The 13,292-nt window shown below is 66.2% G+C and carries 10 protein-coding genes and 1 tRNA gene; 5 read left to right on the top strand and 6 right to left on the bottom strand.

Annotation, left to right across the window (positions count from 1 at the left end; translation table 11 throughout):
* The first annotated feature begins 56 nt into the window (after nucleotides 1-56).
* Entirely contained in the window at nucleotides 57-2,144 is a 2,088-nt protein-coding gene (locus DPQ64_RS08490; protein ID WP_115863924.1) for a prolyl oligopeptidase family serine peptidase, read from the top strand.
* Between the two features lie 452 nt (nucleotides 2,145-2,596).
* Nucleotides 2,597-3,562 carry an alpha/beta fold hydrolase gene (locus DPQ64_RS08485; RefSeq protein ID WP_115863923.1) on the top strand — a complete coding sequence of 322 codons (966 nt, stop codon included), beginning with the start codon at nucleotides 2,597-2,599 and terminating at the stop codon, nucleotides 3,560-3,562.
* Nucleotides 3,563-4,129: 567 nt separating this feature from the next.
* Here the strand turns inward: DPQ64_RS08485 and DPQ64_RS08480 are convergent.
* Nucleotides 4,130-4,615, bottom strand: a complete 486-nt coding sequence (locus DPQ64_RS08480) for a DUF309 domain-containing protein (protein WP_115863922.1) — start codon at nucleotides 4,613-4,615, stop codon at nucleotides 4,130-4,132.
* A gap of 287 nt (nucleotides 4,616-4,902) precedes the next feature.
* Here DPQ64_RS08480 and DPQ64_RS08475 point away from each other — a divergent pair, with 287 nt between their 5' ends.
* Nucleotides 4,903-5,745, top strand: a complete 843-nt coding sequence (locus DPQ64_RS08475) for a PHP domain-containing protein (RefSeq protein ID WP_115863921.1) — start codon at nucleotides 4,903-4,905, stop codon at nucleotides 5,743-5,745.
* 27 nt (nucleotides 5,746-5,772) lie between these two features.
* On the opposite strand, the gene DPQ64_RS08470 is transcribed toward DPQ64_RS08475, so the two are convergent.
* Together DPQ64_RS08470 and DPQ64_RS08465 are read right to left on the bottom strand one after the other, a co-directional pair.
* Nucleotides 5,773-7,614: a S9 family peptidase gene (locus tag DPQ64_RS08470; RefSeq protein WP_115863920.1), complete on the bottom strand. Its 1,842-nt coding sequence runs from the start codon at nucleotides 7,612-7,614 to the stop codon at nucleotides 5,773-5,775.
* 390 nt (nucleotides 7,615-8,004) lie between these two features.
* Nucleotides 8,005-8,089: transfer RNA gene (locus DPQ64_RS08465), tRNA-Leu, on the bottom strand.
* A 214-nt stretch (nucleotides 8,090-8,303) separates the two neighbouring features.
* On the opposite strand from DPQ64_RS08465, the gene DPQ64_RS08460 reads away from it, so the two are divergent.
* Nucleotides 8,304-9,155 carry a translation initiation factor eIF-2B gene (locus DPQ64_RS08460; RefSeq protein WP_115863919.1) on the top strand — a complete coding sequence of 284 codons (852 nt, stop codon included), beginning with the start codon at nucleotides 8,304-8,306 and terminating at the stop codon, nucleotides 9,153-9,155.
* 79 nt (nucleotides 9,156-9,234) lie between these two features.
* Nucleotides 9,235-9,702 (top strand): hypothetical protein, encoded by a 468-nt coding sequence (locus tag DPQ64_RS08455; RefSeq protein WP_198662059.1) that lies wholly within the window; start codon nucleotides 9,235-9,237, stop codon nucleotides 9,700-9,702.
* A 50-nt stretch (nucleotides 9,703-9,752) separates the two neighbouring features.
* On the opposite strand, the gene DPQ64_RS08450 is transcribed toward DPQ64_RS08455, so the two are convergent.
* The 3 genes from DPQ64_RS08450 to DPQ64_RS08440 form a co-directional block, all read right to left on the bottom strand.
* Entirely contained in the window at nucleotides 9,753-10,877 is a 1,125-nt protein-coding gene (locus DPQ64_RS08450; protein ID WP_115863918.1) for a Gfo/Idh/MocA family protein, read from the bottom strand.
* Nucleotides 10,878-11,689: 812 nt separating this feature from the next.
* On the bottom strand, nucleotides 11,690-12,070 hold the full coding sequence (locus DPQ64_RS08445) for a DUF7522 family protein (RefSeq protein ID WP_115863917.1): 381 nt from the start codon (nucleotides 12,068-12,070) through the stop codon (nucleotides 11,690-11,692).
* An 88-nt stretch (nucleotides 12,071-12,158) separates the two neighbouring features.
* Nucleotides 12,159-13,127: a sugar phosphate isomerase/epimerase family protein gene (locus DPQ64_RS08440; RefSeq protein WP_115863916.1), complete on the bottom strand. Its 969-nt coding sequence runs from the start codon at nucleotides 13,125-13,127 to the stop codon at nucleotides 12,159-12,161.
* Nucleotides 13,128-13,292 lie beyond the last annotated feature (165 nt).

Genomic DNA, 13,292 nt, shown 5'->3' with positions numbered 1-13,292 from the left:
TACTCGTGATTGCCCCTTCCCGAACTTTATATTTCACCGAGCGAAGATTCCGTAGTATGCCAGATTCGCCCGAGACCGAGCGCAGGGAGGTCGTCGAGACCCGACACGGCGAGGAATTGTGCGACCCGTATCGCTGGCTGGAGGCCGACACCAACGAGGTGCGCGAGTGGGTCGACCGGCAGAACGAGTACGCCGACAGCTGGCTCGACGACGACGTTCGCGAGGCGCTCGAACCCCGGATGGAAGCCCGCGCCGAGGTCCCGGAGTACGGCGTAATCGAGCCACGCCAGTCCGGGTACTTCCAGCGCGTGGCCGACGCCGACGAGGACCGCTCGCGACTCGTCTTCCGACCGGACCTCGACGCCGAGCCGACGACCCTCGCCGACCCGAACGAGTGGGCCGAGGGCGAGTCGCTCGACTGGTTTCACCCCTCGCCGGACGGGTCGCTGGTGGCCTACGGCGTCGGCGAGGGCGGGCAGGAGAACTACGACCTGACGATCCTCGACACCGAATCGGGCGACCCGGTGGAGATCGTCCGGGACTGCGGCCGGACGGGACCGAACGGGATGGCGTGGACCGACTCGGGATTCTACTACGTGACTACCGGATCGGCCGCCGAGGGCTCGCAACTCGACAAGGCCATCCGGTACCACGAACTGCCGGATCGGTCGGGTTCCAGCGGCGACTCAGATCCGCCCGAGTCCGTCGCCAGCGACGACCCCGTGCTGACCGACGAGGTGGGCGAGCACGTCTGGCCCCAGCTCGAACTCGCCGACGGGACGCTCGTCGTCGTCTTCAGCGAGGGCCATCTGCACTCGGACGTGTTCCGGTGGGAGCCGAGCGATAGCGCAGGCTGCGACGGCAGCGACGACCCGGCCACCGACGGCGAACTCGTCCGACTGGTCGCCGACACCGACGCGTGGTTCGGCGCGCGCGTCGACGCCGGGACGGTGTACCTCGCGACCGACTACGACGCCCCGCGCTCGCGCGTGCTGGCCTGCGACGCGGACGCTCGCGCGGCCGACCCCGACGACCTGCGCGAGGTAATCGGCGAGCGCGAGGCAATTCTGATGGACGTCGCAGTCGCCGACGGCGCGCTCGTCGCGCACTACCAGCGTGACGCCCACTCCTCGCTGTCGGTGTACGACCCCGACGGGGAGCACCGCCACGACGTGGCGCTACCGGGCTACGCCGCCATCGGTCGCGACGCGCTGACCGGCCATCCCGACGCGCCGGAGTTCTTCTTCCGCGCCCAATCGTTCGAACGGTCGCCGTGGGTCGCCCGCGGCGACGCCGAGACCGGCGAGACGGGGGTCATCGATCAGCGCGAAGCCGCCTCGGACGTGGCCCTCGCGGTCGAGCAGCGCTTCTTCGAGTCGGCCGACGGCACCGAGGTTCCGGCGTTCGTGGTCCACCGCGAGGGGCTGGCCCGCGACGGCGACAACCCGGCCGTCCTGTACGGCTACGGCGGCTTTCGACTCACCCAGACGCCGACGTACGACCGCTTCCGGACGCCGTTCCTCGAAGACGGCGGGGTGTTCGTCGTCGCGAACCTCCGGGGCGGCGCGGAGTACGGCGACGAGTGGCACCGCGCGGGGATGCGGGCGAACAAGCAGAACGTGTTCGACGACTTCTACGCGGTCGCGGAGGGCGTGGTCGACGCTGGCTACACCCGACCGGAGCGGCTGGCGGCGATGGGCCGGTCGAACGGCGGGCTGCTGGTCGGCGCGGCCATCACTCAACGCCCGGACCTGTTCCGCGCGGCGTCGTGTGGCGTCCCGCTCCTCGACATGCTCCGGTTCAACGAGTTCCTGCTCGGCGAGTCGTGGACGGTCGAGTACGGTTCGCCCGACGACCCGGAGGCCTTCGAGTATCTTCGGGAGTACTCGCCGTACCACAACGTCGCGGAGCGCGAGTACCCGGCGGTGCTGTTCGAGACCGCGCTGGGCGACACCAGAGTGCATCCCTCACACGCCCGGAAGATGACCGCCCGGATGCAGGCCGCGAACGCGGGCGAACAGCCCATCTTGCTCCGGACCGAGACGGGGACGGGCCACGGAATCGGGAAGCCGACTTCGATGCTGGTGGATGAACAGCTCGATCGCTGGGCATTCCTGTACGACCAACTGGGCGTGCTGGGCTGAGAAGCAACTACTCGAAAGCGCGACTGATTCTGAATTGGTCGAGTTCCCACAAATAAACTAGCAACCACCGGCGCGCGCGAGCAACGCGCGCGAGGGACGAGGACCGCAACGCAGTGAGGACCGCAGGAGGCTGGGGAGGTTCGAGGCCCGCGATAGCGGTGCGGTCGCAGTGCGGTGCTGTGGCGGTGCTGTGGCGGTGCGGTCACGCCGAGGCTCAAGCAGTAGCTAGCTTCAAGCTGTCATCTACGACAGAGGAAACGTGATCTCGGAGTTCTCTATCGCTTGAAGCGAGGAGAAACCGCACAGCATCGCCACTCCCAACACCACGACCGCATAGCACCGAACCCACACTACACCACGACCGCACAGCACCACAACCACCGCTACTTCTCGATCCAATTCATCTCCATTCCGGCACAACGGCTAACTTGCCAGCCGCCGAATCTCCACGCATGAAGCTTCGAAACGCTCTGACTGGGGTTGCTAGCGGTCTCGGTGCCGCCGCGTTAGGGAATCGCTTACTCTCGTGGAAGGCCAGCGACCTCCAGGCCCCGCTCGACGGTCGGCAGAACACCTACCGCTGGCGGGGGTTCGACGTGGCCTACACCGAGGCGGGCGACCCCGACGACCCGGACGTCCTCCTGCTCCACGGCGTCCACGCCGCGGCGTCGAACAAGGAGTTCGACCAGATGTTCGACCAGTTGGCCAAGACCCACCACGTGTTCGCGCCGGACCTGCCGGGCTTCGGCCGGTCTGATCGCCCGCCGCTGACCTACTCCGCCGCGCTGTACACCGCGTTCGTCGCGGACTTCGCGGAGGATCTGACCGAGGATGCGGCGTGCGTGGCGAGTTCCCTGTCGGGCGCGTACGCCGCGCTGGCCCAGCAGCAGGCCCACGCGTTCTCCCGACTGGTTCTGATCGCGCCGACGGCCGACACCGGGTCGCGCCGGCCGTGGCTCCGGTCGCTGTTCCGGTCGCCGCTGGTCGGGCAGGCGCTGTTCAACCTGCTGACCAGCAAGTCCTCGCTGCACTTCTTCGACGACCGCGAGGGGTACGCCTCGGAGGCGTCCTACACCGAGCGCGACGTGGACTACCAGTGGCAGACCGCCCACCAGAAGGGCGCGCGCTTCGCGCCCGCGTCGTTCGTCTCGGGCTACCTCGACCCGGACGTGGACCTCGGCGCGGAGCTCTCCAGAGTCGACGTGCCGGTGACCATCGTCTGGGGCCGGGACGCGACGGTGTCGCCGCTGGAGGACGGCGAGGAACTCGCCGAGCGCGCGGACGTGAAGCTGGTTGTGTTCGAGGACGCGAAGCTGCTTCCCCACGCCGAGCATCCGGGTCCGTTCCTCGAGGTGCTGCTAGACGAGCTCACCGAGGAGGAGATGGACGCGAGCGCGGACGCGTCGAGAACTGACTGATCGGAGCGGCCGAGTTCGTCTCGTTCATTCGGTCGGTTTGCAGTCAGGAGTCGCTCTATCCATCGTCCAGTCCGGCGCGCGCTGACTCGGCTTCCCGACCGAATCGAGCTGGCCGGACCTCCGATCCGGCGCGTGCTGGCGCGGCTTCATGCCGCGCCAAATCGCGCGAGGGCTGAGCATCGCAGGCCGCAGGCCGAGAAGCGCAAGCGGTTGGGGAGGACGAGGTGCGGTCGCGGTCTCGGTTGCGGTGCGGTCACGCCTCGGCTCAAGCAGTAGCTAGCCAAATAGCTTCGAACAAAAATCGACGAGATCACGAAGCTAGCTACATCCGAGGCATGTGAGAGACCGCACAGCACCGCAACCGCGGACCTCGGACCTCCCCAGCCTCCTGCGGTCCTCAGCCTTCGCTTCGCTCCGGCTTGCGGTCCTCGTCCCTCGCGCGGTTTGGCGCGAGATAAACTCGCGCCAGCACGCGCCGGATGGAGAATTTCACCGAGCGCACACGGAATCAAGATGGAGACCGAGCGTACGCCGGTGTGAAAGCAGAGAATCGCCACGCAAAGCCTCCTATTCCAGCGCGTCGGCGTACTCGCGGTCGACCTTCGTCGCTTCCGGGACCCTGCCGTCGAGTTCGATTTGCCACCCATCCAACGCGGTCGGGTCGTTTAGTGCGTTCTCCATTGTCGCGCACACGTCAGAAATGTTCACGCCGTAGTAGTCGTCGGGCACGTCCTGAAGATACTGTAAGGCCGTCTCGAACAGGCTCCGCATGCCGCCGTCGTCCTCGAAGTCGAAGTGCTTGTACGCGCCGGCCGCCACCTGTACCATCCCGTGGCAGAACGCGCTCTCGGTGGTCCCGCTCCCGTAGTTGTACCACTCGTCCTCGAAGCAGTCGTGCGATTCGTGGAACGCCCCGGCGTTGAACAGCGCGACCCCGTGGACCACCGCTCGCCGGAGCGTCCCGTGCTCCCACCGCGCCAGATCGGGTCGCCAGCCGGCGGGGTTCCCGCGTGCCGGCGGCCCGACCGACGCGTCGCGGGTGTGCTCGTCCATACTCGACCGTTCGTCGCCAGTCGGATACCTCCATCGGGGACTGGAGCGAGAATCTCTATCCGCGGTCGTGTTCAGATACAGAATTGGAGTAAGTGAGACATCTTCGAAAGCCCTCGGCGCGCTCGCGGTCGCTCAGCGGGATATTCTCGCTCACTTCGTTCGCTCGAATAGTGCCCGCTGAGGCGACCACGGGCCTGCGGCCCGCGAGCGCGCCTCGCCCTTTCATCCGCCAGGGGTAGTGGTTGATCCACCGAGCGAAGCCAAGAACTGGTCGCACGTATCGGAACATGACTCCACCGGAAACCCGAACGAATACGTCGACGGACGGCCACGTTTCGGACGTGCCGGTCGTCCACGACTACCACGTCCACTCGAACTACTCGGACGGCGAGCGACTGGTCCCGATGCTCGACGCGGCGGCGGAGATGGGCCTCGAAGCCGTCGGCATCGCCGACCACTGCAACGTCGCGGCAGACGAAGACCTCCAGCGGGCCAAGCGCGAGTTCGGCTTCAACCTCGACCGGACGCACCCGCTCCGCCGGGAGGCCATCGAGTCGCTGCGCGACCGCTACGACGTCACGATATTCGACGCGGTCGAACTCGATTACGCGCCCCGCGACGAGGCCGAGATCGCGGCCTTCCTCGACGAGGTCGACTTCGACTACGCAATCGGAAGCGTCCACCGCGTCGACCGGACGAACGTCCAGAGCAGCACGCCCTTTTCGGAGTGGTCCGGAGCCGAGCGCCGGGCGTACGTCGACGACTACTACGAGGCGCTCGCCGACCTCGTGGAGTCGGAACTGTTCGCCGTCGCGGCCCACGTCGACCTGCCCGAGCGCACGCCCGAACTCCGGGGGTACACCACGGCCGACCACCACGAGCTGGTCGCCGACGCATTCGGCCGCTCGCGCACGGTCCCCGAACTCAACGCCGGGCGCGTGCGCCGGGAGTACGGCGAGTTCCACCCCGCGCCCGACTTCCGCGAGGCCCTGCGCGAGCGCGGGGTCGAGTTCGTCGCGGGGTCGGACTCGCACGCGCCGGGCGAGATTCGGGCTCGGAAGGAGGAACTCGACGCGCACTTCGCGGCCCGTGGGGCCGAGCCCGCCACGCTATTCGAGGGGTTCGAGTAGACGAAACAGCCGGAATCGGTGACCGGGTTACAGCCGCCGGTCCAGATAGTCCTCCAGTATCCGGAACGAGCGTATCTTCTGGTCGATGTCGGTGCTGCCGTGGCCCTCGTCGCCGAACTCGACGTACTCGAAGTCGCCGTCTTCGCCCTCGGTCCAGCCCCGGTCTTCGAGCGCGTCACGGAACCCGCGGGCCTGCGAGATGGGACATCGGGGGTCGTTGACGCCGTGGAGCATCAGGATCGGCTCGGTCATCCGGTCGACGTGGGTGATGGGGCTCCGGTCGCGCCACAGGTCGGCGTTCTCCTCGGGATCGCCGAGCTGTTCTTCGAGCGTGGACTTGAAGTGGGGCATCATCTCCTCGTACAGCGCCGGCAGGTCGGTGATGCCGACTCGCGCGACGCCCGTGGTCCAGTGGCCGGGGTTGGTCGTGAGCTGCATGTACACGCTGTAGCCGCCGTACGAGCCGCCGAGTACCGCGATCCGGTCGTCGTCGATCCAGTCGCGCTCCCGGAGCCACGTCGCCCCGGCCGCCACGTCGTCCTGCTCCTTGCCGCCCCAGTCGCCGTGAACTCGGTTCTTGAACTCCCGACCGCGTCCGAGTGACCCGCGGTAGTTGGGTTCGAGCACGGTGTACCCGCGGTTCACGAGGAACTGCGTGAACGCGTCGAACTCCGTGCGGGACTGGCTGTGGGGGCCGCCGTGGACCCGGACGATGGCCGGGGAGGGCCGCTCGCCCGAATCGTAGCAGAGCGCGCCGATCTCCAGTCCGTCGACCGACTCGTAGGTGACGTACTCGGCCGCGACGAAGGTGTCGGGGTCGATGTCGCCGTACTCGGCCGCCAGCAGCAGCTCGCGCTCGTCGGCTGCGAGGTCGTAGCGGTACAGTTGGCCGCGCTCGTCGGACCTGCCGTGCGCGACGACGAGCGTCTCGTCCGAGCAGAAGACGCCGTCCCCCGCGCCGTCAGGTAGGGAGGCGACGCCCTCGGGGAACGCGAGTTCGCGCGAGTCGCCGTCGAGGTCGTACGCGACCGCGCGGACGCCCGCCTCGCGAGTCCGCTCGGCGAGGAAGCCCGAGCCGTCCGGGAGAAACGCGACGGGTTTCTCCTCGTACTCGCTCGACCCATCTTCATCGGGGGCGCTCGCTCCGTTCTCGTCCACGCCGTACCACGTCACTTCGTCTGCCGCGAGGTTGTAGACGCCACAGCGGCCCAGGTCCGCGCTGTTGTCGGCCACGAGCAGACGGTCACCGCTGGAGTCGAACTCGACCGGGATGGTCTCGGCACCCTCCTCACCGACGGGGAGTCGACGGGGGTCGGTGCCGTCGGCGTTCGAGACGTAGGCGTCCCGATTTTCGAGGTCTTCGGACTCGTTGGTCGCGTAGGCGATGCGGTCGCCGTCGGGCGAGAACGCCGCCTGCAACACCGGCCGGTCGTAGTCGGTCACGCGCTCGACGTCGCTCCCGTCGAGGCCGCACCGGTAGAGGTTCATCTGCCGGTCGGCGTCGCTCCCGAACAGCAGCGCGTCGTCGCTCACGTCGTGGAGTGCGCACTGGCCGTCGAGTCCGACGATCCGCGTCGCTTCGCCGTCGAGGTCGATAGCCCAGAGGTCGTTCTGCTCGTCGCCGCCCTCGTCGCGGTGGAAGAAGACGCGGTCGCCGTCGGGACCCCACGCGAACGGCCAGCGGGCGCTCCGCGGGACCTCCCCGTCGCTGACCTGCCACATCTCGCCGGTGGTGGCGTCCACGACGTGCAGTTCGTTCCTGCCGCTCCCGTCCCAGTACACCGCCACGCGGTCGCCGTCGGGCGACACTGTCGGATGGTAGAACTCGGGCAGGCTCGCTAGTTCTTCGAGGGGGAACTCCGAAGACATGCCCGCATCTGTCTCCCGTCGGGAGCTTAACCTTTGGGTCGCAGTGACGGCGGCGTTCAGAGACGCGCAGCTAACTCCCTGTTTCGAGCAGTGGATCTATCCACCGTCCTGGTGGACTGAAAGGGCGAGGGCGCTCGCGCAACGCCTGGTCGCCTGTGCGCGGCCACTATCTGGCGTGCGCGCAGACCTGCGCGCACGCCAGATATCCCGCACAGCGATCGCGAGCGCCCGAGGGCTTTCGAGAACATCTCACCAATTCTACTGGCGTATCTGAACACTACTGCCGTAGCTGTGGCGTCAGTGCGTCGTCGCGTCAGAAGTGTTGCGAGGGAAGATCGCTCCGAAGCGGTCTTCCTGCACTCGGTTGTAACGTGGCAAAGCCACGCAGAGTGCGAGGGAAGGGATTCGAACCCTTGGACCCCTACGGGAGCGGATCTTGAGTCCGCCGCCGTTGGCCTAGCTTGGCTACCCTCGCACGCTTCGAGCCGTCTCGGCTCGCGTCGGTCTTTTGGTCGCGGGCCCGTCCCGCAGTCGTAGTTCGGGTCGTGAGCGTTTAAACCTCTACGGTATCCCGTCGATGGTGTTCGGTCCTTGATTTCTCTCGAAAACCCAACGCGCTGGCCCGAGCCGAACACCGCCGTTCACGCCGAGAAGCAAGACATTTGGCCCGCGGTGGAGACGCTTCGGGTATGATAGACGAGACGGTCGAGGAGATCCGGGAGATGCAGACCCACAGCTCCTCCGTGGTCGCGGTGAAGGCCGCCGAGGCGCTGGCGGACCTGCTCGACCGCGAGTTCGCCTCGGTCGAGGACTTCGAGCGCGCGCTCGAACGCAACTCGTCGGCGCTCCGGCGGGCCAACCCCTCCCACGCGTCGCTGGTGACCACCCAGCGCGCGGTCGTCTCGATGGTCACCGACGCCGACCACGACTCGGTCGCCGACGCGAAGGAGGGCCTCCGGGCGGCGGTCGACGACGTGGTGGCGCAGGTCGAGACCGCCAAGCGCCGGTCGGCCGAGAACGCGCTGGAGCTGGTGCCCGACGGCGCGACCATCCTGACCCACGACTACTCCTCGACGGTGCTGGAGACCATCGAGCGCGCGGTCGCCGACGGACGCTACCTCACGGTGTACGTCACCGAGGCCCGCCCGCGGTATCTCGGCCGCAAGACCGCCCGCACGCTCGCCGCGATGGATCGGGTGGACGCCCACCTCATCGTCGACGGAGCGTCGGGCCACTTCCTGCCCGACTGCGACCGCGTGCTGCTCGGGATGGACTGCATCGTCGACGACACCCTCTACAATCGCGTCGGAACGTTCCCGCTGGCCGCGACCGCCGCGCAGGTCGACGTGCCGGTGTCGGTCATCGGCTCCTCCGCGAAACTCGTCGGCGAGGGGTTCCGCTTCGAGAACGACTTCCGGTCGCCCAGCGAGGTGCTGCTCGAACCCGCGGAGGGCTTCGCGGTGGAGAACCCCGCCTACGACGCGACGCCGACCGACCTGCTCGACTCGGTGGTCACCGACGAGGGCGTCCGGGAGTTCTGAGCGGCCTGGCGGCCCATCGGGGAAGCAGGCCGAAACAGAGCCAGCAGGCCGAAGGTCCTCGGCGTCGTGACGCCTTTCGATGAACCCGAGGGAGCGACTCGCGCACAACCTCACCGGCGAGTCGGAGGCGTACGGCTACACGCTCACCATCTGGGGGTCGGGAGCGATGCTCATCTCGCAGGTCCAGACGCCGACGTTGTTCCACGTCCTCCTGCTTGCCTTGGGCGCGATAGCCGGGTTCGGCCTGCTCGGAGCGGTCGCGTTCCAGCAGATAGTCCGGAAAGCCGAGAGAAGCGACGACACCTACCTCGTGGTCACGTCGATGGTCCACGTCGTCGCGACCCTGGGGAGTCTGGCCGTCTCGTATCTGCTGGTCCGGTCCGTTATCGCCTTCTCGACGCCGAACTGGCTGGCCTTCCCGGTGGTGGGCTTTCACGCCACGTTCACCTACAACGTCCTGCTCCTACTGGAGGACTTCCTCTCGGAGCAACTCGTCGAGGAGACGCCCATCGGCGAGAACATCGACGACCTCGAGGACGCGAAGTAGTCGCCCCGAAGCTGGTCGCCGTTTGCTTCTCTGCGACCCACTCGTCGCGGTTACTCCACCGCGACCCACTCGCCACGCTCGTCGCTCTCCTGAATCGCCGCCAGCGCGCGCTGGACCGCCAGTCCGTCCGCGAAGTCGGGGTGGTATTCCCCGCCGGACTCGACTGTGCTCAGGAACTCGTAGTTCTCGTGGACGAAGGTGTGCTCCCAGCCGACGACGTGGCCCGGCGGCCACCAGTGCTCGACGTAGGGGTCGTCCTCGTCGGTCACGAGAATCGTCTGGTAGCCTCGGTCGCCCTCCCGCAGGACTTCCAGTTCGTTCAGCCGCTCCAGCGAGAACTTCAGGCTCCCCTTCGAGCCGTGGACCTCGATGACGTGGTCGTTCTTGTGGCCCGTGGCGAAGCGCGAGGCCTCGAAGCTCGCCATCACGCCGCCAGCCAGTTCGGCCTGCGCGGAGTAGGCGTCGTCGACCGTGACCTCGCGCGTCTCGGCAGACTCTTCCTCATCCCCGCCACCCTCGACTGGCCGCTCGTCCACGAACGTCCGGCAGTGCCCGCTGACGCGCTCGACGTCGCCCACGAGGAAGCGCGCGAGGTCGATGGTGTGCGCGCCGAGGTCGCCCAGCGCGCCGCTGCCGGCCATCTCGGCGTCGTTGCGCCACGACCACGGGGCCTCGGGGTCGACCAGCCAGTCCTGGAGGTAGCGCCCGCGGAAGTGGCGGATCTCGCCGAGCTCCCCGGCCTCGATCAGGTTCTTCGCGTACTGGATGGCTGGCACGAACCGGTAGTTGAACGCCGTGGCGGTCGGAACGCCGTCCCCTGCCTCCGCGGCAGCCTCGGCCATCCGCTCGGCGCTTTCGAGGTCGTTTGCCAGCGGTTTCTCGCAGAGGACCGGTGTGCCGGCTTCGAGCGCGGCGATGGACGGCTCTGCGTGGACGTGGTTCGGCCCGAGGTTGTAGAAGGCGTCGACCTCGTCGATCACGTCGCGCCAGTCGGTCGCCGTCCGCTCGAACCCCAGCCGGTCGGCCGCGTCCGAGAGGGCCTCTTCGTCGCGACCGACCAGCACGCTGCGTTCGACCTCCGGTGCCTCCGGGAAGAACATCGGCAGGCGCGCGAGCGCGTTCGCGTGAGCTTTCCCCATGAACCGATAGCCGAGCACTCCGACGCTGACTGTCATGGCCGGGGATTCGTCCGGGAGGTGCTTAGTCCTTCAGGAACGAGTAAATCGGTCGCAAGATTTGGAATTCAAGCTGTGGTCGCTTACCGAGAGGAGTAATACTCTACTCCCATCACTGTATTGGAAAGAGTGGTGAAATGAGCCAGCAAACAGTTACTAACAACCTATTCTAGATCAGGCTATGGATTGTCAAATAATTCCAAATGCGCTTAGGATTAGCGTTAGAGTGGAAACAAATACTGCCCCGACAGAAATCACAGCAATCATCCGTGAGTTAGCAGTACTCTGTTTGCCGTTGAGTAACTGTCCTATTCGACCAGCCATTGTTTCTAAATTGTTGATCTGCCCGATGTATCTTTGGCGGAACTCTAGGAAGTCATTTTGATCTTCTGATTTCCAATCTCCATTACAACGTTCGAATTCCCAAGGAGTATGGGTTATAACCGCCTTCTCTGCTGCGTTTATTTCTTGTAGCAGTTCGACATACTCCCTTTCTAATGGTTCTAGAGCCTTCTGGGATTTGTATCCGGTTTTGCCAACTTCAACACTTACAATTTTTCCTCAAGTTCGTTGAGTTCTTGTTCCAAATCTATTATACAGTCCATAAAATGAACTGCTGAAGTAGAATCAGATTGGTCTGCACCAAGCAATTCATATGAGATTCCACGCGGCGATGACATAATGGATTATCTCTCTTCGAGTTATGAATATCCACCGGGAGAAATACTGGGGGAAAACTTAGCCGCTAAATAAACCTAATCGTAATACAGTAAAACTATGCCTTACCGAATTGTTTATAATGTGTTGTCTGCTTACTCCGTCCCGCCGTCGAGTACCGTCCGCACCGCCGAGGCCAACTCCTCGAACTGGTCCATCTCCATCTCGTCGGTGGTCACGAACGCGCCGTGGTCGTCGACGATGACCCGCGTGAGGTAGCCCCGCTCGAACGTCCGGATGTTGAACAGGTACTCGCCGAGTTCGGTGTCGTGGTACACCGCCTGCGTGCGGAACCCCAGCCGTTCGTTGTCGGCGAAGCCCACGAGGTCCGCGCCGGCTTCGAGGTCCTCGCGGAGGTAGAGCTGTTCCTCCTCGTCTTCGGTGAAGTACGTCACGCTTCGGAGCTCGTCGCCCACGCTGGTTCGGCAACTGCTCACTAACTGCTCTGCGAGGTCGTCGGATGCTACGTCCCCCATGAGTCGCCCGACGACGCCAACCGGGAAAAGTGCTGGTGGCGATTCCGGGGAAATCGAGTGTCGTTTCACAGTTCCGCGAAAACCCTACTCAGGCCCAGTACGCCTCGCCGGGCTGGTCGCGGAACACCGCGCGCTGGAGCATCGCCACCGCCTTCTCGAGGCCCTCGTTCGAACTGGTCAGCGAGTCCTCGTGCTCGATGGAGAGCGCGCCGTCGTAGCCCACCATCCGGAGCGTCGACACGATGTCCTTCCAGTGGTCCTCGCCGTGGCCGTAGCCCACCGACCGGAACAGCCACGAGCGGTCGGCCTCCTCGTCGTACGGCGTGGTGTCGAGCACGCCCTTGTACTGCGCGTTGGCGTCGTACACCTTCGTGTCCTTCGCGTGGAAGTGGTGGATGGCGTCGTGTTCGCCCAGCAGCCGGATGGCGTCGGTGACCTCGATGCCCTGCCAGTAGAGGTGGCTGGGGTCGAAGTTCGCGCCGACGCGCTCGTTGGTCTCCTCGCGGAGCCGGAGCATGCCCGAGGGCTCGTAGACGAGCATGTTGGGGTGCATCTCGATGGCGAGGTCCACGCCGTGGTCGGCCGCGTACTCGGCCAGTTCCGACCAGTACGGAATCGCGACCTCCTCCCACTGGTAGTCGTGGGCCTCGGCGTGTTCGCCGGGCCAGGGGGCCGTGATCCAGTTCGGCACCTCGTCGTCGGGCCCGCCCGCGGGGAGTCCCGAGAAGCAGGTCACGGTGCCCACGTCGAGCTGGTCGGCGAGTTCGACGGCCTCCCGGAGCTCGGTGTCGGCCTCAGCGGCCGTCTCGTCGTCGGGATGCAGGGGGTTGTTGTGGGTCGCCAGCGCCGAGATGCGCACGTCGTACTCGTCGAGCAGATCGGCGAGTTCCTGCTGGGCGGCCTCGTCGTCGAGGTACTCCCCGCGGGGCATGTGGGTGTCGCCCGGGTGGCCGCCGACGCCGGGTTCGACGGCGTCGACCCCGATTCCGTCGAGGTACGCCAGCGCGTCCTCCAGCGACTCTCCGTACAGCGGCGGTGTGTGGACGCCGATATCCATACTCGGAACCACCACTCGCGTCGGGAATAAAATTTCGGGAGAGCCGGCCCGTCGTCCTCGCGGTCGTCGTGCGGGCCAGCCCCGTCGTCCTCGCGGTCGCCGTGCGGGCGGGCCGGCGCGCAGTTCTGCGCGCGCCGGCCCGCCCCCCCGGCGGCGTGATAACAG

The organism is Halorussus litoreus (genome assembly GCF_003382685.1).
GTDB lineage: Archaea > Halobacteriota > Halobacteria > Halobacteriales > Haladaptataceae > Halorussus > Halorussus litoreus.
This window is presented reverse-complemented; position numbering and strand designations above follow the sequence as displayed.

Excerpts from the sequence above, each read along its gene's own strand:
- DPQ64_RS08490 (WP_115863924.1), top strand. The coding sequence starts at position 57 with ATGCCAGATTCGCCCGAGACCGAGCGCAGGGAGGTCGTCGAGACCCGA.
- DPQ64_RS08485 (WP_115863923.1), top strand. The coding sequence starts at position 2,597 with ATGAAGCTTCGAAACGCTCTGACTGGGGTTGCTAGCGGTCTCGGTGCC.
- DPQ64_RS08480 (WP_115863922.1), bottom strand. The coding sequence starts at position 4,615 with ATGGACGAGCACACCCGCGACGCGTCGGTCGGGCCGCCGGCACGCGGG.
- DPQ64_RS08475 (WP_115863921.1), top strand. The coding sequence starts at position 4,903 with ATGACTCCACCGGAAACCCGAACGAATACGTCGACGGACGGCCACGTT.
- DPQ64_RS08470 (WP_115863920.1), bottom strand. The coding sequence starts at position 7,614 with ATGTCTTCGGAGTTCCCCCTCGAAGAACTAGCGAGCCTGCCCGAGTTC.
- DPQ64_RS08460 (WP_115863919.1), top strand. The coding sequence starts at position 8,304 with ATGATAGACGAGACGGTCGAGGAGATCCGGGAGATGCAGACCCACAGC.
- DPQ64_RS08455 (WP_198662059.1), top strand. The coding sequence starts at position 9,235 with ATGAACCCGAGGGAGCGACTCGCGCACAACCTCACCGGCGAGTCGGAG.
- DPQ64_RS08450 (WP_115863918.1), bottom strand. The coding sequence starts at position 10,877 with ATGACAGTCAGCGTCGGAGTGCTCGGCTATCGGTTCATGGGGAAAGCT.
- DPQ64_RS08445 (WP_115863917.1), bottom strand. The coding sequence starts at position 12,070 with ATGGGGGACGTAGCATCCGACGACCTCGCAGAGCAGTTAGTGAGCAGT.
- DPQ64_RS08440 (WP_115863916.1), bottom strand. The coding sequence starts at position 13,127 with ATGGATATCGGCGTCCACACACCGCCGCTGTACGGAGAGTCGCTGGAG.